Source organism: Echinicola sediminis, assembly GCF_054777495.1.
In genome coordinates, this window is sequence record NZ_BAAHAP010000015.1 from 62,723 (window position 1) to 83,800 (window position 21,078).

A 21,078-nucleotide genomic window follows, 5' to 3' on the forward strand; every position below is an offset into this window, starting at 1 on the left:
ACCAGTAATACTCCATTAGGAAAGCCTCTCTCACAGCTTGTCTGTCGTGGCTGAGACCACACCACAACTCGCAGAAAAGATTTTTAATTCCGTGTAATCCTGTCTGACGCCAGGTAGATCTGTGGCATCCACTCCTCCGAGGGCTGCATGCGAAATAAATTTACTGGCGTAATTAGGGATCATCGTATTGTTTTTGACCGGTATTTACCGTTTCAGCACAAGGATTAGTGGGGCCGATTTTTTTATAGTACCTGAAATCGCTATCTTATTATTTGAGGAATGTTGACTTTTAAAGGGAGGATTTCCGTTTCTATTTATAGGGATGGCAGGATTTAAAGCAGTTGTGTCATTAATTCCAAAGAGATTAAGAGGATTCATTGGGTATCCACTTTAGGGTAGGTGGTAAGCGTTTGTAATCGTTCGGTAACTTCCTGGCCTTGAAGTGAAGCGATTGCCGAAACTGATTTCTCAGCAGTGATTCCTGCTCTAAAAAGTGAAGATGGTTTTTTATGATAAAATCAAAATAAATAAGATATGGGTACCACTATTCCATTATTCCCTTTAAAGTTGGTTGCTTTTCCAGGAGAAAATCTTAATCTGCATATTTTTGAGCCCAGGTATAAACAGTTGGTAAAGGACTGTATTGCCAGCAATCTGGATTTTGGAATATGTGTCTATACGGATCGTCTAATGTCCCATGGCACCATGGTAAAATTGCTTGAGGTGCACAAGGAGTATGATGATGGGAGGATGGATATCAAAACCAAAGGGGTAAGGCCATTTAGGATCGTAAAGTTTGAAAATCCTATTGGTGATAGACTTTATGCGGGAGGCGAGGTGGAGCTTTTGGAAAATGATGAGATTGTTTCCAATGTTCAGTACAAGGAGTTTATTTTTTATTTGAGGGAAATGTTGAGGTTGTTACATGCGGAGGTGGATCTTGATGCCCGGATTATTGATTCCTTTACTTTTGCCCATCAGCTTGGTTTAAAGATTGAGGAAGAGTATCAATTGCTTTTGATGGAGAAGGAGGCCGATAGGATAGAGTTCCTCACGGGGCATTTAAAGAAAATGTTGCCAGTGGTGCGCGGTGTCGAAAAAGCAAGGGAGAGGATAAAAATGAATGGGCATTTTAGATCGCTCGATCCCTTGGATTTTTGAGCGGTTATAGTTTAGATACACTGTTTTTTTTAATGAAGGCTTTTTGGCCTTCCCATTGTACCTGATACCAGATGTCTTCGGAGGATTCGATGATGACTCTGTGGCCAGGGTTTACTTTGTCTATAAGTTTTCCCGCTGCTGTAGGTTGATCCATGATGATGCTTGGGGACTCTTTAATGATTCCTGTTTCAGGGGCCTGTAGGAAGTTGTTGCTGATGAAAGCTAGAAGAAGTAATATCAGGCTAGGGATATAGTACTTCGGTTTTTGGCCTTTGTTTTTGGATACAGTGATGATCAGGGATATGACAAGGAGCAAAGCAATGGTTCCGGTAATTGTCTGCTGATGATCGGTAAGGATCTTGAAAAACTGGGCCTGGTCGGAGACTTCATAGCCTTTGAGGTCTGACTGGTCCGTTAAGGCTTTGATTTTACTGGTTACTTTTGGGCTTGGGTTAAAATCATAATACTTGGACAGGTAAAGGGTGGCCTCCTCATTTTTTCCCAAGCCTTCCGTGATATAGGCCATTTTCAACAGCATGGCAGGAGAGTAAGCCTCTTCTTGATAAAGGATGTTTTCATAGACCTTGAAGGCTTCCGTATAGTTTTTGGAGGCAAACAAAGAATCTGCAAAAAAAAGATTTTTTGTATTTGCTTGGCAATTAATGCTTTGTAATGATATTGTTAAAAATATCGAAAATTTTACAATAAAGATTGGATTGAAGTTTGGCATTTTCAAAATGGTCTCTTAAATTTGCAGTCCAATTACGACAAAGATATAACAAAAAACAAGTCGAAATTGATAAAAATCGGAAGCCGAAAGGGCTTTTGAAGGTTGAAATAAAGTAATTCCGTATCCCGATAACTATTGGGATGGTAGAGCAATTTGAGGTTCAGCCAAGGAGAAAATGATTCCGTAGCTCAGTTGGTAGAGCAATACACTTTTAATGTATGGGTCCTGGGTTCGAGCCCCAGCGGGATCACCAATAATTCAAGCGCGCTTCGATTCTTAAAGAAATCGGATGCGAGCTGGATGAATAAAGCAAGTAGTTTCAAAAGTGAAATGCTTCAATTTATTCCGGGGTGTAGCGTAGCCCGGTCATCGTGTCCCCGTTTTAAGACGGGAAGGTCGTATGTACGAATTGCGGAAGTATCCTAAAAGAGGATAAAAAGAATTTATTTCGGGGTGTAGCGTAGCCCGGTCATCGCGCCTGCTTTGGGAGCAGGAGGTCGCAGGTTCGAATCCTGCCACCCCGACAAAATACTTTGTCAACAAAGTAACAGGTCCTGTAGCTCAACTGGATAGAGCATCCCGCATTTAGGCGGGAAGGTTAAATGTTTGAGTCCGGTAGTTTGGGAAAAGTTAAAGAAATTGATAGAGTTTATGGTCCTGTAGCTCAACTGGATAGAGCAACTGCCTTCTAAGCAGTAGGTTAAAGGTTCGAGTCCTTTCAGGATCACTAAGCGGAAAGTGATTTCCGCTTATTTAATAAGATTCCGTAGCTCAGTTGGTAGAGCAATACACTTTTAATGTATGGGTCCTGGGTTCGAGCCCCAGCGGGATCACTTAAAGCCTGACTTTCGAGTCGGGCTTTTTGCGTTTATGTCTCCAGATGGAGATAAGATCGAGCGGAAAAGTTGAGGAGGTAGGAATACAAATGTTTTTAGTGAATAGCTGTTTATAAAAATAACTTTTCTACATTTGGCATCGTTTTAATTTGAAAAGGTCAGGAAAGTCCTTTTTGTACAGCGAATATTTATAAAATCAATTAAAGAGTGGTGAGTAAGATTGTAAAATGCACATTGTTTTTGTGGTTGTTAGTATTTTCCGGACAGGCTCAGGAAGTTGAGTTGAAAATTACGGAAAACGAGATTTTGGAGCATTTGGAATTTTTGACTTCGGTAAAAAACAAAGGTAGGTATCCTGGGACGGCCGGGAATAGAAGGGTCGTTAAATATATTTCACAGGAGTTTAAAGGTTCAGGTGTCAAGGCATTTGATGGTGAGTACCTGCAGAAGTTTGAGGCGGAATTGAGGGTGGAAAAGGGCAGTAAGCTAGGTAAAAAAGTCAAAACCTGGAATGTCGTGGGGTATATAGAGGGGAATGACCCACATCTGAAGAAGGAGTATATTGTTTTAGGAGCCCATTACGATCATTTGGGACATGGTGGCCCTTCCTCAAAAAAGCCGGGAAGTCACGAAGTTCATCCAGGGGCTGATGATAATGCCAGTGGTACATCTGCCCTGTTGGAGATTGCGGAGAAACTGGTTGGGAATAGGTTCATGTTGAGGAGAAGTGTGATTGTCGTGGCCTTTGGGGCAGAAGAACAAGGTTTGTTAGGTTCAAAGCATTTTGTAGACCATCTACCTGTGGATAAAGAAAGCATTAAGCTAATGATCAATATGGATATGATTGGCAGGCTTAATGAACAGGAGCAAGTGTATATGGGCGGTGCCGGTACATTTCCTGGTGGTGTGGACTTGATGAACGGTCTAGGGAGAGAGCTCGGATTGAACCCCGTTGTCCATGCAGGTGGCGTGGGCGGATCTGACCACGTGTCTTTTTACAAGTCCGGAATCTCTGTTTTAGGGATTCATACAGGTGGACATCCGCAGTACCATAGACCGGAGGATACCATGGATCTCATCAATGTACCAGGAGAAGTCAGAGTAGCTGAATACATATACCGAACCATATTGAAAGTAGGCGGAGAGGAGTATGATATGAAGTTTATTAGTCAGGATTGATAAACTATAAATTGCATAATACTTTAAGCGATCCCTAAAAGGGTCGCTTTTTTTGTTTTCAATCTAGGAGGAACAGGGATACTGTGCGAAAGACTTTGTTGAGACTTAGAAAGCTTGTTTTTATGGTATGAAAGAGGGGAAAGGTGGACGTTGTTTTTCTGCTTACAAAAATCGAACGGGTTAGTGCCGTCCTTTATATGTTAAGTCGCAGCTCTTTGCTTTGTTTGTTCGTTTACAGGGGCTTATGACTCGGGGTGTTGGGATAAAATGAAAGGCTAAATAACTTGAGCCTTTAGGTTTTGGTGGAATGGTGAGATATTAAGAAAGATTGAAGGATTTTTGTTGTTTTACGTTTAGGATGTTTTACAATAGTTTGCAAAAAAAGCAATAACTTATGCGCCAATTTAAAACAAATAAAAAACCATTTAAACCTAATTTGAAAAAATGACCTTCGACACATTAGATCTCGTCGTCTTTGTGGCCTACTGTCTTTTGATTATTACCTTAGGGATCGTAGTATCCCGGGAAAAGAAAGGCCATGTCAAAGATTCCAAAGATTATTTTTTAGCGAGTAAAGCTTTGCCTTGGTGGGCTGTAGGAGCCTCTTTGATCGCTTCCAATATTTCTGCGGAGCAATTTATCGGAATGTCGGGTTCGGGATTTGCTCTTGGACTGGCGATTTCCACTTATGAATGGATGGCAGCAGCGACCCTATTGGTCGTAGCCATATTCTTCCTCCCTATCTATTTGAAGGAGGGTATTTACACCATGCCGCAATTCCTTAACAGAAGATATGATGGCCGTGTAAGAACGGTAATGGCTGTTTTCTGGTTATTGATATACGTCTTTGTAAACCTTACTTCCGTGCTTTATCTGGGTGCATTAAGTTTGGAGACCATTATGGGAGTTCCAATGACCTATGGTATCGCTGGCTTAGCCCTCTTTGCCATGGTCTATTCCATCTATGGTGGTTTGAAAGCGGTAGCCTGGACGGATGTAGTGCAGGTAGTGTTTCTCGTAGCGGGTGGTTTGGCCACGACTTACCTGGCCTTATCCATCGTCGGTGACGGAGATGTTTGGGCAGGACTAGGCTTATTAAGAAAAGCCGCTCCAGAGCACTTCTCCATGATTATCGAAAGAGGAGAAATGATGATTCCTGATGGTACGGGAGGAACGCGTGATGCGTATTTGGACCTGCCGGGTATAAGTGTATTGATCGGTGGAATGTGGATTATCAATTTGAACTATTGGGGATGTAACCAATATATTACCCAGCGTGCTTTGGCGGCCAAGAGCCTCAACGAAGCACAGAAGGGGATGATTTTTGCAGGTTTCTTGAAGCTATTGATGCCGGTAATTGTGGTGATCCCGGGCATCGCGGCTTATGTGATCGTACAGCAAGGTACAGATCTTACCTTTATTGAATCGATGACCGATACAGTTACAGGACTGCCAAAATCGGATAGGGCTTACCCTACTTTGTTGCAGCTGCTGCCAGCAGGCCTAAAAGGGCTGGCTTTTGCCGCCTTGACCGCTGCTATTGTGTCCTCTTTGGCCTCCATGGCCAACAGTACTTCTACGATTTTCACCATTGATATCTATCGTCAATTTGTGGATAAAGGGGTGTCTGAGGCTAAACAGGTGACCATTGGTAGGATCACAGCCATTGTGGCGTTTGTTATAGCGGCCATTGTAGCTCCTCAGCTAAGGCAGTTAGACCAGGCTTTCCAGTACATACAGGAATATACCGGATTTGTTTCTCCTGGAGTATTTGCCATTTTCATCTTTGGATTCTTCTGGAAGAAAACTACCTCAAATGCAGCATTGACAGCAGCGGTATTAACCATTCCGCTCTCAGCCGCATTTAAGTTTATCACGCCGAACCTTCCGTTCATCGATAGAATGGGGGTGGTGTTCTTGGTATTGTCCGCTTTGATCATTGGGATCAGTTTATTCGAAGGAAAAGGAAAAGACAGTAAAAAGGCCATTGAAGTGGACAGTGAATTGTTTGCAACAAGTACCAAATTTAAAATTGGAGCAATATTGATCTGCGGTATACTGGTGGCACTATATTCTGTGTTTTGGTAATAAGAAATAAGTAAGAAAAATGTCCTCTTCAGGGGGCATTGTGTGAAAACCACTTTATGGGAACAGTCCTGTAAAGTGGTTTTCTTTTTTTATGATGGCCTGATTTACTTCATAAAAAAAGCGACCTTCAAGAAAAGGCCGCCTTTAAACTTATAATACGCTTATCTATTATTTACTTGTGGTTAAAGTGGAAGTAAGCATCGCTCCACTTTAATTCGTTTTGGATTCCTCTTAAGGTGGTGCCCTTATCAATGTTTACGCTTTCGATCCCTGCCATGGTAGCGAAATCATTAAGGTGTTCGGAAGTCAGGCTTTGGCTGAAACCGGTATGGTGTGCTCCGCCGGCCAAAATCCAAGCGGCGCAGCCTGTTTTCATATCCGGCAAAGGTTTCCACATCACTCTGGCAACAGGTAGCTTGGGCAGGTCTTTCAAAGGTTCCACGCCTTCCACTTCATTGACGATCAGCCTGAAGCGGTTTCCTAAATCCACTATAGAAGCATTTAACCCGGCTCCTGCAATCCCGTTAAATACCAGTCTTACGGGATCTTCTTTTCCTCCTATACCCAGTGGGTGTACTTCACATGAAGGTTTTCCATTGGCCAGGGTAGGATCGACTTCCAACATATGTGATCCAAGCACCAAACTGTTGTTAGGGTCAAAGTGGTAGGTATAATCCTCCATAAAGGCATTGCCGCCTTTTAGGCCGCTGCCCATCACTTTCATGGCACGAACCAGGGCGGCTGTTTTCCAGTCTCCCTCGCCGGCGTATCCATAGCCATCAGCCATTAAACGCTGCGTGGCTATGCCGGGAAGTTGTTTCATGCCATAAAGGTCCTCAAAGGTATTAGAGAAGCCTTTGAATCCTCCTTCTTCAAGAAATGCACGCATTCCGAGCTCGATTTTTGCAGCGTCCAACAAAGACTGCCTTTTTTTGCCATTGGATTTGAGGTCATCAGCTAGGGTATAGCTCTCCTCATATTCTTCCACCAAGGCCTTGAGTTGCGCGTCGGTTACAGCATCGATCTTGGCGACCAAATCCCCAACAGCGTAGGTGTTGACTGAAAAGCCAAACCTCAATTCAGCCTCTACCTTATCCCCGTCGGTTACCGCTACATAGCGCATATTGTCTCCAAAGCGGGCAAATTTGGCTCCTTGCCAGTCATGCCAGCCGCTGGCAGCCCTTGCCCAGACATCGATTTGACCATGTACTTCTTCGTCTTTCCAGTGACCCACTACCACTTTTCTGTTGACTTTCATCCTGGAGGTCATAAAACCGAATTCCCTGTCTCCGTGGGCACTTTGGTTCAGGTTCATGAAATCCATGTCGATAGAGTTCCAAGGGATGTCCTGGTTGTATTGCGTGTGGAGGTGAAGCAAAGGCTTTTGAAGTACCTTTAATCCGTTGATCCACATTTTTGCAGGAGAAAAGGTGTGCATCCAAGTGATGACCCCAATACAGTTCGGGGCCTGATTGGCCTCCTGGATCACGGCAAAGATCTCCTCTGTGGTCTTTACAATCGGCTTAAATACCGTACTTACAGAGATTTTAGCCGATTTGTTGAGCTCCTGCGCGATGATTTGGGCATGCTCGGCCACCTGACGGAGGGTTTCCTCTCCATAAAGGTGCTGGCTACCGGTGATAAACCAAACCTCGTTTTCTTTTAAGTTTTTCATATTTACTCTTTCAATTTGTTTCTGTTCTTTCTGTCAAATTACATCCAAAAGAAATAATACAATAGGCCCACAATCAATACCAAGCCTGCAGCGCCAATGTTAAACGGAGTGGCAGTATTGAAAAGTTGAGGATCTATGTTGAATGATTTTGGATCTGCGGTGGACATTTTGATGTTGGTATAAAGTATGATGCCCAGCATCAGGAAGAGCGCTCCGATCATAAAGATGGATTCTATGCCAAGGTAAGCGTAACTGTCGAACAGGGCAAAGCCAAGTATGGCACAGATTAATCCCAAGAAGATGAAGAAATAGCTGGAGGCTACTGCTTTGACGGCCTCTTTTCCGGATTTATGATCAGGATTGGAGAACTGCTTTCTCTCCGCAAAACTGATAAGGGAAGCTATAAAGCACAGGATAATGAATACATAGCCCATTCTAAGGAGAAACGGCATTTCGGGATAAAACACTTTGAAAACAATACCTGCTGGTATGGTGGCAATGGCGGTCCATAGTGCTGCATTTGCCGTTGCCTGTCTCCAAAGCAGCCCCATACCGAATACCACCACAACGCCCGGATAGATATAACCGGTGTATTCTTGGATATATTGGAAGACCTGGTCCAAGGATGCAAGTTTTGGTGCTACGTACATGGCGATCAACAAGGCAACTACAGCCACGATCCTGCCGGTCTTTACCATTTCATGGTTGTTTGCATTGGGCTTGAAATAGACTTTGTAAATGTCCATGGTGAAAATGGTGGAGGTACTGTTGATCATGGACGCCAAAGAGGAAACAATGGCTGCTGCTAGAGCGGCAAATGCAAGTCCCCTAATACCGTCAGGAACGAAGTTTTTCAGTAACCAAGGGTAGGCTTCATCGGATTTTTGAATGGCGCCTATGTGCTCCGCCGGCATGTTGAGCAAAGCGGAAAGCTGTTCTGGTGAATAGTCGTTGACCAGGACATAGGCTGCAATACCGGGAATGACCACGATGATGGGCATAAGGATTTTTAGGTATCCCGCGAAGATCAAGCCTCTCTTGGCTTCATTGATGCTTTTGGCGGCCAAACCTTTTTGGATGATGTATTGGTTAAAGCCCCAGTAACCCAGGTTGGTCAACCACATTCCTCCTAAAATCACCGCAAGCCCCGGTAGGTCCTGAAAGGCATCGCGCTCTCCTCCTGCGCCGTCAGGAACCATTACCTGTCCTTGCGGCATGATCATCACAAAGTGGTCTCTGGCGTCTCGGTAGAGGTTGCCCATACCAGCAATAATACCGTCTCCCATTCCCACCGCATCAAGCGCCAGAAAAGTGGTGACCAGTCCTCCTCCTACCAAAACAACTACCTGTACCACATCGGTCCAAGCCACTGCTTCCAGTCCCCCGTAGATGGAGTAAATGCCTGAAAAGACCAAAAGCCCAATGATGCCGTATTGGAGGGGTACACCCATGATTTTATCCATGGCCAGGGCGCCTAAATAGCTAACAGAAGTCAGGTTCACAAATACGTATACCAATAGCCAGAATACTGCAAAGGCAGTACTTACTCCCTTATTGAATCTTTCGCTGAGGAACTGTGGCATGGTATAGGTGCCGTGCTCCAAGAAAATGGGAAGGAAATATTTGGCGACGATGATCAGTGCAATGGCCGCGATCCATTCGTAGGCTGCTATCCCCAGACCAATGGCAAAGCCTGATCCTGAGGTGCCTATAAAGTGCTCTGCCGAAATGTTGGCGGCAATGAGGGATGCTCCTACCGCCCACCACGTTAACGATTTGTCTGCCAGGAAATATTCCTGAGCTGTTTTTTCCAAGCCCTTCTTTGACCTGGATACCCAGAGCCCTACGCTGACAATCGCCAGGGCATAAATTACGAAAATGACATAATCCAATGTCGAAAATCCTACTGTCATGATAATGAAAAGAGGGTTTATGTTAAAGATTTCGCCAAGATGAATTTAGCTTAAATTGATTTAAGTGTCATATTTACACCTAAAAAATTGAAAAAAAAAATAATGAGTAAAAAATTACTCATTTGCGCCCGGCATTTCATTCCTGGGAATGAAGTTTAATACCGTCTGGAATTGGTCCTTGTACTTGCTTTTGTCGATTCTGTAGTAGAAGGCACCCTTTTTAGAACTTGTTTTGTCTTTATCCTTTTCTTTGATCAGGATATTGGTGGAGAGCACCTTTCTGGTAAAGTTACGTTTGTCGATTTTGGTCTCATAAAGGTTCTCATACATGGCCTGCAGATGCGGCAATGTAAACTTTTTGGGTAGCAGTTCAAAAAGAATGGGATGAAGGGCCGCTTTGTACCTTAGCCTGCTTTTGGCCATTTCTACCATCTCTTCGTGGTCGAAGATTAAGTGGGGTAGCTCGTTCATTGAAAACCAGTGGGCATGGAACTTGTCGCTGATCTGCTTTTGGTATTTTTGGATATCTATCAGCGCCACATATGCCACCGCGATGGTTCTTTCCACAGGATCCCTGTCCGGGCGGCTAAAGGTGTGCAGCTGCTCCATGTAAACATTTTCCAGACCGGTCAGTTTTTTTAAGACCCTGTTGGCAGCATCATCCAGAGATTCTTCTGGCTGAAGGAATCCTCCCATCAGACTCCATTTTTCCTTTTCTGGAGCAAAACCTCTTTGGATCAACAGTAATTTATAGTCAGAGCCATCAAAACCAAAAATGATACAGTCAATGGCGGTAAGGATTCTCGTTTGATTTGAATATTTGATCATGGTTCCAGAAAATAGATCGTAGTAGACCCCGCAAAAACGTTGTTTGGGATTATTGTTATATTACCAACTTAATAGTTAAGCGTGTAAAACTAAATATTATTTTTATTATAAACCAGATGTGCACTCAAACTTGGTGCAGCAGCCTGAGGGATTTATAGGAGGTCAAAGGCCACTAGCTCACCGCTAATGTTCCCAGTCTCCAGTTGTATCAATGCTCGTCATTTACTTCTATCCAGTATCCATTGGGGTCTTGGATATAGATCTGGCGAATACCATCCGGTCGCATATTTATTTTCCCTTTTACTCCAGGCCAGTCTTCAAAGGATATATTATTTTCCTTCAGCTTGTCTATAAAACCGTCAAGGTCTTCCATGCTGAAGCAGAGGTGATTGATTTTGTTGATGGTAGGATCGGTCCATGGCTGTTTTTCGATAAGATGCAGCTGCCCCCCTCCGATATCGTACCAAGCGTGTAGCCCATCTTTAAAAGGCTCCTCAATTTCTTTTAAACCCAGAAAATCCTCATAAAATTCGGTGCTTGATTTTAAGTCTTTTACATAAACAGCGATATGGTTTAGCTTGGTCTGGCTGTAGGTGCTCATACTGATTATGGATAACAATACTATGGTGATAAATGTCAATAGGTTTTTCATAGGAATAGATGGAAGTGTGGTTTTGCAAAAACTTGGTGGCCAATATAAAGGAAAAAATAGAAAAGTGGTCAGCGAAGTACTGAGAATCTATTTCCGAAGTGGGAAATATTGGGCTTTGGGAACAATTGAGCCTAATGATTGGCCTAAGCTAAGCGTAGTGAGCGTGTTTCCGTCCCAACTAGCCCGTTTTTAGATAAGGTCTGAGGCCATATTAAGACAAAAGGTAAAGAAAAAGGGCTGCTTTCAATAAAGCAGCCCTTCAATATTTTATTCGATGGATTCGGCTTCTTGCCTATTAAATGCCAACCTTTCTGCCTCGTCAAAGAGCTTAATGCCTTGAAGGTAAATTTCATTGACATCATTGATGACCTTGTAGAAGGCGTTGTCATCAAAAATATTTCTTCCCATGTGGGCTTTCAGGAGGATCTTTAAGTAAGATTTGGACTTGTCAAAATCGACTTTATCAAACTTGACCTTGTTTTGCTCTCCGATGGCAACAAGTTGGTTCAGCATTTTGTCAGAGATGTCGAAGTCATTATAGTATTCTTCGAAAGTCATTTTTTCGAATTTCTTTTTGTTGTCCTCTAAGTAATCCAAGATAAATTCCCTGTGCGAATCAGTACCGAATAACCTGTTGACATAAGCGCTGGTCATGGTAGTGTCCATGGGGACAAAGTAGTCGGGCATGATTCCCCCACCACCATAAACGGTTCGGCCTTTTACTGTTTCATATTTTAGCGAATCATTGAAATGGATGCTGTCTGCGCTGAAGAATTCTCCATGCTCAAACCGGTTGATCCAATCCATATTGTAATCCTCGGAATTTTCACCATAAGGTTTTTGGATGGACCTGCCGGAAGGGGTGTAATACCTTGCAATGGTCAATCGGAGCTCTGCACCGTCTGCCAAATCAATGGGCATCTGTACAAGGCCTTTACCAAATGACCTTCTTCCCACGATCAAGCCTCGGTCATTGTCCTGTAGCGCACCTGCCACAATTTCCGAGGCTGAAGCACTGCCTTCGTTGATCAGGACTACTACTGAGCCGTTTTCAAATACCCCGGGACGCATGGCAAAAGCCTTTTGGTTGTACCGGTTGACCTTGCCCTTTTGGGAGACGATCATCGCGTTGTCGGCCAGGATCTCATCGGCAATATTGATGGCTGCCCCCATATATCCTCCAGGATTTCCCTGTAGGTCAAGGACAAGTTTGGACATGCCTTGCGCCTTTAAGTCCTCCAATGACTTTTTGAATTCGTCATAGGTGGTGGCAGCAAACCGGGTGATTTTGATGTATCCAATATCATCATTGATCATATAGGAAGCATTGATGCTGTATTGAGGGATCTTGTCCCTGGTGATCGCATAGTCAATCAGCTCCTTATGGTGCTTTCGTTTGATGGAAACATTGACGACAGTTCCTTTGGGGCCTCTCAAAAGGTCAAATACATCCCTGTTGGTCACACCCGTGCCGGCCACTGTTTCGCCGTCTACCTTAATGATCTGGTCTCCGGATTGAATGCCCAGTTTTTCAGAAGGCCCTCCGGTAAGTGGTGCCACCACATAGATGGTGTCTCTTAGAATACCGAATTCCACGCCGATGCCATCAAATTCTCCATCCAACTGGCTTTGCGCCAGATCGGCGTCTTTAGCAGGGATGTAGCTGGAATGGGGATCAAGTTCTTCCAGCATTTTTTCAATGCCGTGTTCTACCAGTTTGGTGGTATTGACGGTGTCCACATAGTCCCTGTCAATATAGGTGATGATTTCCTGCAGTTTATAAAGTGCGGCTTTTAGGTCATTATGGTCAGACTTGGGTTCAGCAAAAGTGGCCCCAATCCAAATACCGGCAGAAATAGCCAAGGCAAGGATGATAGGGAGTCTGATTTGTGCTTTTGTGTTTTTTGGGGTGCTCACGTCTGGACGTGAAGTGTTTTTTTCTTCGCTCACGATATCCTCATTTATAATTTTGATACAAGGTTCAGATCTTTACTAATCTTCAAATATACAATTTAACATGTTTTCCTACTACTTCGTTTTAATAAACGCAATAAAATCAATTTAGGTAAACCAAACCACCTGTTTTTACCCGAAAAAATTTTACTTTTGCTTCTAACATGGCTCAACACGCTTACATAAGGAAACGATCAATTGGAGACTTGGTTCAGGAGAATTATGTCTTTGCCGGTGTGTTGCATTATTTTGGCATTCGTTTCTATGAGTATGAGCAGCAATCATTGGAAGATGTATGCAAAAAGTTTAGGATCGATCCGCAGCAGTTGATCAATGAGCTGGAAGCAAGGGTGTGGAGAAGAGAGCCGAGTAAAGAGGACCTTTACCTGCATCCCATTGAGGTTTTGGTAGAGTACCTAAAGAACAAACACCATTTTTTTCTCAGGCATGAACTTCCTTTTCTTTCCAATATCATCAGCGGTGTAAAAACGAGTGGGAAGTACGAGCAGCTCTTGGCGGATTTACGGCTCCTATTTCCGCTCTTTGTGGATGATTTTATCCACCATATCCATGAGGAAGAAAATACCCTCTTCAATAGGATAAAGACCCTTCAAAAGGTAGAAAATCATTTTTTCCGTTTGGAAGAGGCGATCAAAGTGCTTCACCAGCCCTCGATTGCGGGCTTAGCGGAGGAACATGAAGCCCATGATGACGAGATGGAGGGAATCAGGAAACTTACCAATGGCTACCAGCTTGAGGACCATGCCCCCACTTCTATCAAAGTGCTTTATCATGAACTGCAGAATTTTGAAAAAGAATTGATCATTCATGCGCGCATTGAAAATGAACTTCTGTTTCCCAAGGCGATTGAGTTGGAGAAAGAAGTGAAGAGAAAGATCATCAGTACCATAAAAATGAACTAAATGGGCAGGGTAATAGCGATAGATTTGGGAACAAAAAGGACGGGCTTGGCGGTTACAGACATACTAAAGATTACAGCCAACCCTTTGGAGACCATCCGTACCATGGATTTGGACAATTATCTGAAGGATTATATGGCCAAGGAAGAGGTGGAAGCCATTGTGGTGGGGTATCCAAAATCCATGGACGGCAGTGATACACAAATGACCCAGCCGGCCATTAGATTGAAAGAGAAGCTTGCCAAAAACTATCCTGATAAGAAGGTTGTTTTAGTAGATGAGCGGTTTACTTCTAAGATGGCCATGCAAAGCATGATTGCCATGGGCAGTAAAAAGAAGGACAGAAAAGAAAAATCAGGCAATCTGGACAAAATCAGTGCAGCCATAATATTACAAACCTATTTAGATCAAATATGATATATCCGATAGTAGCATACGGCAATCCGATATTGAAAAAAGAAGCAGAAGAAATCCATGAAGGAGAAGATATAAATGAGCTGATTTCGGATATGTTTGATACCATGGACCACGCCAATGGTGTGGGATTGGCTGCTCCGCAAATCAATAAAGGCATTCGCTTGTTTGTCATTGACAGTAACTTAATGCTGGATGAGGAAAGTGAGGAAAAGGGAATTCGCAGGGCATTTATCAACCCAATCATCCTTGATGAGTATGGCGATGACTATGGCTTTGAAGAGGGCTGTTTGAGTATCCCTGATGTCCGTGCGGAGGTGATCCGTCCGGAGAAACTGACCATTGAATACTTTGACGAAAATTGGAAACTACAGGAGGAAGAGTTCAGCGGGATGACTGCCCGAGTGATCCAGCATGAATACGATCACCTGGAAGGGATATTGTTTATCGATTATATCAAGGGATTGAAGAAGAGGTTGGTCAAGAGTAAGCTGATCGATGTCAGTAAAGGCAAGGTGCCGACGGATTATAGGATGATCTATCCTGTAAGGTAAGCAGTACAAAATCATAAATAGAGAAGTTGACCGAGGTAATCCGGTCAACTTTTTTGTTTAGCAGACTTTTATAGCCTTGTATCAATGAAAAAATTAAGATTAATATAAAGGGAGTTAAGATGGAAAATTTAAGCGTCGCTTTGGTCCAAACGGATTTATATTGGCAGGATAGGGAAGCCAACCTGGCCATGCTGGAAGAGAAGCTTTGGTCTTTGCAGGGCAAGGTGGACTTGATTATCCTTCCTGAAATGTTTCCAACCGGCTTTTCTATGGATGCGGAGGCCCTTGCGGAACTTATGAATTTTACGACCACCAAGTGGTTACAGCAGATGGCCGCCCAAACAAAAGCTGTAGTTACCGGCAGTGTGATTATCAAGGAGGAGAAAAAGTATTTTAACCGTTTGCTTTGGGTCAGTCCTGATGGGGAGGTGAGACACTATGACAAACGCCACTTATTTAGAATGGCCAAAGAGGATCACCACTACAGTATGGGCGAGAAAAGGTTGGTGGTGGATTTAAAAGGCTGGAAGATCTTTCCACAAGTATGCTATGACCTGAGATTCCCCGTGTGGTCCCGAAATGGGGCCAATGCTGAAGGAGAAATGGAATATGATTTGGTGTTTTATATTGCTTCTTGGCCCGCAGCACGGGACAGCGCGTGGGATGCATTGCTCAAGGCCAGGGCCATTGAAAACCTGTGCTATTCCGTTGGGGTAAACCGTGTGGGCACGGATGGAAACGGTATCGCTTATTCAGGACATTCTGGAGCCTATGATTTTAAGGGGCAAAGCCTGGCATTTGCTGAGGAAAAAGAGGATGTTCTGGTGCTGGAGTTAGACAAAAAGGCATTGGACCGCTATCGGGAGAAATTTCCTGCCTGGAGGGATGCAGATGAGTTTGAGCTGAGGGGATGAAACGTGGAATATTGAATGTTCAATGTCGAATGATGAATGATTCAAGAAAGTACGAAGTACTAAGTTTGAAGTACGATGGCCGAAGTGAGAAGTTGTTCCGTCAGCTGTAATGCGGAACAAATCTTCAATTTGAAGAAGGGGGGGGCGAAGTTGAAACAGGCTTAATAAACAATCAGCTTTTTGGTAATGCGCTTACCGGAACCGCTAATGAATTCAACAAAATAAAGTCCACTGGCGAGTGTGCTGGTCGTTATTTCTTGAGGGATACCGGCCTCAATTGAAATGTTATTGTGGATAAGCTGGCCCAATGAATTGATCAACCTGGCCTGCCCGCTTTCATTGGCGATGATTTTTAAAGGAGTATTGTCAGCCACTGGATTAGGGTAAAGGCTGACTTTTAGCCCTTCCCCGGAAGGAGGGGTGCTTCCGTTGGCGCTGTCTTCAAGAAGCTGCAATCCACCGGCCCTGTTTCCCAATATCAGATGGGTTTTGGCTCCAAAGACTTCTGGTAGCGCGGCTATCCAAGTATTTCTGCCCAGTTTGCTGGTTTTTTTGCTGCCATCGGGCATGTCCAGCAAAACGGAAGTTTGGGTAGCGGAGTGAATGAAATCGGAAATATGGTTAAGTATTCCTTGTTGGTCGACGGCGAACAGGTCCAGCTGTCCATTTACCAGGGCTGTTTTGACCACCAAGTTTCTACTGCTGGGATTGTCCGTAAAGCCCAGATAGTTTTCATCAAGGAGCTCAAATTCCACTTTTTCCCCAAAAGTGACCTTGTATCTCCTTAGCTCTCCGGTCTGCCTGGCAAGCAAAAGGAAGTCTTCTCCATTTGACCTGAAAAACTCGAAGTGATCATTAGGGCGAAGGATGATGTTGGGTAGCTCAATTTCGGTCAGCTGCCCGACCTGAAGATTTGGGGCGAAATACAGTTTTCGTATTAGGATAAAATCTTCAATTTCCGTCCCTGAAATAAACAAATAATTATTCTGATCCGTGGAGGTGTATTCTACATATTGCAATTCGGTTAAGTTGAGGGAAGAAAGGTCAAGGTAGTCGCTTTCCATCAATTCCATACCATTGTTTGTCCAGTGGTACCGAAAAGCCTGTCCTACAGGCTTGCTCTCTTTTATAGTATTTGCAGTGACAATGAGCGTTCCATCGCTGTAATTGCCCTTAAAAAAAGGTCTACTGTTTTCTCCTAAATCAATCATATCCTCCTGCAAGAAAGAAGCAGTGATCAAGGCAGGATTACTGTTTTTGTTGAGTTGATAGATGCTTTGTGCAAAGTCAATATTGGCGGTAAGCGTAGTTTCCGAGCTGTTGGTAGAAATCAGGAAACGGTCCTCGGGTGTTTGTGCCACGTGGAAAAGAGGAAACTGGGGAAATGGGCCCATGCCTGGCAATGAGGTACTGAAGCTGTTGAAAATTGGGGCGGTGTTGGAGCCTACGTTGGGCAAATAGTAAAGCGTGTTGCACTCATCCTGCCCCATGACTATATCCAGTAGCCCGTCGTCGTTAAAGTCCTTTAACAAAATGGAATGTCCTCCTGAGTGCAGAATGGCACTGTTTTCATCTCCTGGTATTTTTCTGGAAATGGGGTTGCCCTGACAGGTCTGTCCAAAGGAGAAATTGCCACAGCCGCAGAATTCAAAATTTCCCCAGCGGATTTGGGAAGCGGCAAAACCGTCAATTCCAGGGCTGCCGGTTCTTTCCACGCTGGTGTTTTGGTAATATTCCAAGTAGTCTCCAGCGGCAAAATTAAAGGTGACAATGTCCAGATCACCGTCCCCATCGATATCCTGTATGGCGGGTACATCCAGGTTATTCGCCTGGAAGTTGGTGCCGTTTTCCAATTTGAGGAAGGTTTCGACCACCTCCCATGAGGGAACGCTGTCCCCGGTCTTGCTGGTGTTTCGATAAGCTTTGATGCCAAAAGGGGTACTGGTAAAAAGGTCTTTTTTGCCATCTGCATCAAAGTCTGCCAAGACCAAAAAGCCGCTCACATCGTCCGGGAAATATTGGGGCATATAAGGAAGGTAATGGAATTCATCGTTTTGATTTTCGAACACTTTGATATTGCGCGAATTGATGTCCCAAATCACCCATTCTTCCAGCCCATTTCCATTAACATCCATGGTTTGGATCTGGGCGGCATTGATGCCTCCTGCAAAGGGCATGGTCAAGGTCTGCTCGTTTTGCCTGACCGTCTTTTCAGCAAATTGGTACGTTTTCTGGGCAAAGCTGGAAAAGTAGAAAACAAGTAGGCTGAAGAGTAAAAGGTATTTCATAGGGGCAAAGATGGGGAAACTTTGTTTTTCATTTAAAATTAAACGAACAATGTTGCCTAAAGATGTAGGGGAATCGTTTATTTTGGGAGAAAATTTAATTATGGGAGTCCACGAATTACACGGATTTTCACGAATTTCTTTTTTCTTAAATTTGAGGGACTAGTCCTTAAATAGGCAAAAAGAATTAATTATTGGATTATATAAGTAAAAGAATTAGCAGCAATTTTCATTAATGTTAACCGTCGAATCTCTTTATACGCTTTTCAAGAACTCTACCGGAGTTAGTACTGATACCCGCAAAATTGGGCAAGGCAATATCTTTTTTGCCCTGAAGGGACCGAATTTCAATGCCAATGCTTTTGCTGCCAAAGCACTGGAAATGGGAGCGTCAGTAGCGGTGATCGATGAAGAAGCCTACAAGAAAGAAGGGGATGAACGCTACTTTTTGGTGGAGGACGTGTTAAAGGCTCTTCAGGAATTGGCCAATTACCATCGCAAGCAATTGGATATCCCTTTTTTGGCGATCACGGGGAGCAATGGGAAAACGACCACCAAAGAACTGGTCAATGCGGTGCTGAGCAAAAAGTACAAAACTTATGCAACGGTCGGCAACCTGAACAACCATATAGGGGTGCCATTGACGCTGTTGGCCATGGATGAAAGTACGGAAATGGGGATAGTGGAAATGGGGGCCAACAAGGTGGGGGACATCGCCGAACTCTGTGAAATTGCCGAACCCACCCATGGTTTGATCACCAATATCGGTAGGGCGCATCTGGAAGGATTCGGAGGTTTTGAGGGGGTGCTGAGGGCAAAGACCGAATTGTACCAGTTTCTGATCAGTCACAAAGGGAAGATATTTGTCAACAGTCAAAACCCCGTGCTGGCCAATATGATCAAGCGTATGGATAATCCCGTGACCTATCCCTCTCAGGGGGATGATTATCATTGTGAGCTGGTAGAGGCCAATCCATTTGTGAAGATCAAGACTGATGATGGGCAGGAGCATCAGACCAAGATGCTGGGGGGGTATAATTTTGAAAATATTGCCACTGCGTTGACGGTGGGGAGATTTTTTGGAATAGAGGAAGAAGAGGCGATCGATGCGGTAAGTAACTATACTCCGGGCAATATGCGTTCCCAGCTGATCGAGAAGCGCAGTAACCTTATAGTGCTGGATGCCTATAATGCCAATCCCAGCAGCATGGAGCAGGCGATCCGGACCTTTGGTAAAATGACCGGAAAACCTTATAAAATGGTGATTTTAGGGGATATGTATGAACTGGGTGAAAGTGCGGCCGAAGAGCACAAAAAGCTTGGGGAGTGGGTCAGTGAATACGATATCGATAAAATCTGCTTTACCGGAGAGCTGGTGCAAAATGCACTTTTAAAGGCCCCTAGAGGTTTGTACTTCCCCGATCCCTTTAGTCTCAGAAACTGGCTTGCCGACTCCCGGTTGGAAGACCATTTGATCCTGATCAAAGGCAGCAGGGGGATGAAGTTGGAAGGCTTGGTGGAGTTTATTTAAAGGAAAGAGATTGTAAGGTTGAAAAATTGGAAGGTTTGAAGGTTGGGGATTGTTGTTCCATAAATTATTGTAAGGCATCGGTCGGGAAATTGTTTCAGGTTAAAAAAAAATACCCCACATGGGGTATTTTTTGGTTATAGGGGATTTGGTAGTTTTAGGCCAGTTTGTTTTTTCAATTTCAATAAAAAATAATGAATCGGATTTTCTTAAGTGGCTTGAGTTTATTGTTCTTTTTGGTACTATTGTCGTGTGAGGAGGAAGAGATGATAGATAATATACCTCCGTCAGTAACAATTTTGGAGCCTGTGAAATATGACGTTGTTGGTCAGGTTTTTGATTTGATATATAATATCGAAGAAGAAAATATAGATTCGATTTCAGTTTATCTGGGAGAGTATTATCTAAAGGATTTTTACAAACTTACTCAGAGAACGAGTCTGGATGTAGGAGAGATTGGTGAAGGTTCCTATTTTTTGAAATTATTTGCCTTTGATGTGTCAGGGAATATGGGTGCTGATAGTACTTTAATAATTATTGATCGTCCAGATAATGAATTTCCCGTAATATCCAAAATGACCCCAGATAGTGGAACTTTTAAAGATTCATTTGATGTGGAAATAGTAGCTTCTGATAATGAGGGGTTAAAGAGCGTAAAGCTTTTTTTTAATAATAGTTTGATAGGTGAATTGTTCAAAGCACCCTTTCAGTTTTTCGTAGATGCATCTTCATATCGAAATGGGGTTTATCCATTAAAAGCGATTGCTAGTGACCTAGAGGGGAATGAAACAACTGTGTCCTACGATATTAACATTGTGAATGAGCCCAATATGGATAAGGTTCTGAACCTTGAAGCTTCAAGGGGTGAGTCGTGGAATTCCATATCCCTAACGTGGCAGCCTGTTCCAGGGGCTAATAGTTATCAGGTCTATAGATTGGATATGGAAACAAATGAGTATGTTTTTGTAGGAGCTTCTACGGAAAATGAATACATTGATGTGTTCGCGGAATATAATTCTCCACTAACGGATATTTATTATAAGGTAAGGGCATTTAACACTGAAGTGGAATTTGGAGGTTTTTCGGAACTAGTTAGTGGGTATTATACCAGAACTTATGACGAAATTCTTTCCTTTGGTAAAGAGGGGTATAATCCTGGTGAATTTAAATTTTCACAAAATGTGACGGTGGACGGCTCAGGGAATTTTTATATATCAGAACCAAATAATGGAACTATCCAAAAGTTTTCATCTAAGGGCCAGTTTTTGGAGAAATTTTATACCTGCGGTGCCCCCAGAGCGTTGAAATTTATTTCTTCTAATGAAATATTGGTTACATGCTCTGAAGAAAATAAAATAAAGATTCTTAATGGGGAAAAAAATGTTATTCGACAATGGGGGGTACGGGCACTGGAAACGGTCAGTTTAACTATTTTCGTCAGGTAGCAA

The 21,078-nt window shown here is 43.4% G+C and carries 18 protein-coding genes and 4 tRNA genes; 14 read left to right on the forward strand and 8 right to left on the reverse strand.

Annotation, left to right across the window (positions count from 1 at the left end; genetic code table 11):
* Window positions 1-30 precede the first annotated feature (30 nt).
* Window positions 31-183 carry a hypothetical protein gene (locus ACYVAA_RS06010; protein ID WP_460539508.1) on the reverse strand — a complete coding sequence of 51 codons (153 nt, stop codon included), beginning with the start codon at window positions 181-183 and terminating at the stop codon, window positions 31-33.
* Window positions 184-534: 351 nt separating this feature from the next.
* On the opposite strand from ACYVAA_RS06010, the gene ACYVAA_RS06015 reads away from it, so the two are divergent.
* Entirely contained in the window at window positions 535-1,161 is a 627-nt protein-coding gene (locus ACYVAA_RS06015; RefSeq protein ID WP_460539510.1) for an LON peptidase substrate-binding domain-containing protein, read from the forward strand.
* 4 nt (window positions 1,162-1,165) lie between these two features.
* Here the strand turns inward: ACYVAA_RS06015 and ACYVAA_RS06020 are convergent, their stop codons facing one another.
* A complete protein-coding gene (locus ACYVAA_RS06020; protein ID WP_460539512.1) occupies window positions 1,166-1,780 on the reverse strand; it encodes a hypothetical protein in 615 nt (204 codons plus the stop codon).
* A 288-nt stretch (window positions 1,781-2,068) separates the two neighbouring features.
* Here ACYVAA_RS06020 and ACYVAA_RS06025 point away from each other — a divergent pair.
* The 6 genes from ACYVAA_RS06025 (at window position 2,069) to ACYVAA_RS06050 (ending at window position 5,994) form a co-directional block, all read left to right on the forward strand.
* Window positions 2,069-2,144 (forward strand) — tRNA-Lys (locus tag ACYVAA_RS06025).
* A gap of 196 nt (window positions 2,145-2,340) precedes the next feature.
* A tRNA-Pro gene (locus ACYVAA_RS06030) sits at window positions 2,341-2,415 on the forward strand.
* 129 nt (window positions 2,416-2,544) lie between these two features.
* Window positions 2,545-2,618: transfer RNA gene (locus ACYVAA_RS06035), tRNA-Arg, on the forward strand.
* A gap of 33 nt (window positions 2,619-2,651) precedes the next feature.
* Window positions 2,652-2,724 (forward strand) — tRNA-Lys (locus ACYVAA_RS06040).
* A 213-nt stretch (window positions 2,725-2,937) separates the two neighbouring features.
* A complete protein-coding gene (locus tag ACYVAA_RS06045) occupies window positions 2,938-3,906 on the forward strand; it encodes a M20/M25/M40 family metallo-hydrolase (protein WP_460539514.1) in 969 nt (322 codons plus the stop codon).
* Window positions 3,907-4,350: 444 nt separating this feature from the next.
* Complete coding sequence (locus ACYVAA_RS06050; RefSeq protein ID WP_460539516.1) at window positions 4,351-5,994, forward strand: sodium/sugar symporter; 1,644 nt, start codon at window positions 4,351-4,353, stop codon at window positions 5,992-5,994.
* 172 nt (window positions 5,995-6,166) lie between these two features.
* On the opposite strand, the gene araA is transcribed toward ACYVAA_RS06050, so the two are convergent.
* The 4 genes from araA to ACYVAA_RS06070 all read right to left on the reverse strand — a co-directional run bounded on the left by araA (window position 6,167) and on the right by ACYVAA_RS06070 (window position 11,011).
* Entirely contained in the window at window positions 6,167-7,669 is a 1,503-nt protein-coding gene (gene araA / locus ACYVAA_RS06055) for an L-arabinose isomerase (RefSeq protein ID WP_460539518.1), read from the reverse strand.
* 38 nt (window positions 7,670-7,707) lie between these two features.
* A complete protein-coding gene (locus ACYVAA_RS06060; RefSeq protein ID WP_460539520.1) occupies window positions 7,708-9,582 on the reverse strand; it encodes an SLC5/6 family protein in 1,875 nt (624 codons plus the stop codon).
* Between the two features lie 114 nt (window positions 9,583-9,696).
* Window positions 9,697-10,410, reverse strand: a complete 714-nt coding sequence (locus ACYVAA_RS06065) for an NUDIX hydrolase (RefSeq protein WP_460539522.1) — start codon at window positions 10,408-10,410, stop codon at window positions 9,697-9,699.
* A 208-nt stretch (window positions 10,411-10,618) separates the two neighbouring features.
* Complete coding sequence (locus tag ACYVAA_RS06070) at window positions 10,619-11,011, reverse strand: VOC family protein (RefSeq protein ID WP_460539524.1); 393 nt, start codon at window positions 11,009-11,011, stop codon at window positions 10,619-10,621.
* Window positions 11,012-11,018: 7 nt separating this feature from the next.
* On the opposite strand from ACYVAA_RS06070, the gene ACYVAA_RS06075 reads away from it, so the two are divergent.
* Window positions 11,019-11,255: a hypothetical protein gene (locus ACYVAA_RS06075; protein WP_460539526.1), complete on the forward strand. Its 237-nt coding sequence runs from the start codon at window positions 11,019-11,021 to the stop codon at window positions 11,253-11,255.
* Between the two features lie 74 nt (window positions 11,256-11,329).
* Here the strand turns inward: ACYVAA_RS06075 and ACYVAA_RS06080 are convergent, their stop codons facing one another.
* Entirely contained in the window at window positions 11,330-12,979 is a 1,650-nt protein-coding gene (locus tag ACYVAA_RS06080) for a S41 family peptidase (RefSeq protein WP_460539546.1), read from the reverse strand.
* Between the two features lie 200 nt (window positions 12,980-13,179).
* On the opposite strand from ACYVAA_RS06080, the gene ACYVAA_RS06085 reads away from it, so the two are divergent.
* From ACYVAA_RS06085 to ACYVAA_RS06100, 4 genes are all read left to right on the forward strand, one after another.
* Window positions 13,180-13,938, forward strand: a complete 759-nt coding sequence (locus ACYVAA_RS06085) for a hemerythrin domain-containing protein (protein ID WP_460539528.1) — start codon at window positions 13,180-13,182, stop codon at window positions 13,936-13,938.
* Window positions 13,939-14,352, forward strand: a complete 414-nt coding sequence (ruvX, locus tag ACYVAA_RS06090) for a RuvX/YqgF family protein (RefSeq protein WP_460539530.1) — start codon at window positions 13,939-13,941, stop codon at window positions 14,350-14,352. It abuts the gene before it with no gap.
* Window positions 14,349-14,903 carry a peptide deformylase gene (gene def, locus ACYVAA_RS06095; protein WP_460539532.1) on the forward strand — a complete coding sequence of 185 codons (555 nt, stop codon included), beginning with the start codon at window positions 14,349-14,351 and terminating at the stop codon, window positions 14,901-14,903. Before ruvX ends, def begins: the two co-directional genes overlap by 4 nt.
* A 119-nt stretch (window positions 14,904-15,022) precedes the next feature.
* Window positions 15,023-15,817, forward strand: a complete 795-nt coding sequence (locus ACYVAA_RS06100) for a nitrilase family protein (protein WP_460539534.1) — start codon at window positions 15,023-15,025, stop codon at window positions 15,815-15,817.
* Between the two features lie 161 nt (window positions 15,818-15,978).
* Here the strand turns inward: ACYVAA_RS06100 and ACYVAA_RS06105 are convergent, their stop codons facing one another.
* Complete coding sequence (locus ACYVAA_RS06105) at window positions 15,979-18,105, reverse strand: T9SS type A sorting domain-containing protein (protein ID WP_460539536.1); 2,127 nt, start codon at window positions 18,103-18,105, stop codon at window positions 15,979-15,981.
* A gap of 232 nt (window positions 18,106-18,337) precedes the next feature.
* Here ACYVAA_RS06105 and ACYVAA_RS06110 point away from each other — a divergent pair, with 232 nt between their 5' ends.
* Both ACYVAA_RS06110 and ACYVAA_RS06115 read left to right on the forward strand, forming a co-directional pair.
* A complete protein-coding gene (locus ACYVAA_RS06110; RefSeq protein ID WP_460539538.1) occupies window positions 18,338-19,633 on the forward strand; it encodes a UDP-N-acetylmuramoyl-tripeptide--D-alanyl-D-alanine ligase in 1,296 nt (431 codons plus the stop codon).
* Between the two features lie 263 nt (window positions 19,634-19,896).
* Window positions 19,897-21,075, forward strand: coding sequence for an Ig-like domain-containing protein (locus tag ACYVAA_RS06115; protein ID WP_460539540.1), 1,179 nt, complete (start codon window positions 19,897-19,899; stop codon window positions 21,073-21,075).
* Window positions 21,076-21,078 lie beyond the last annotated feature (3 nt).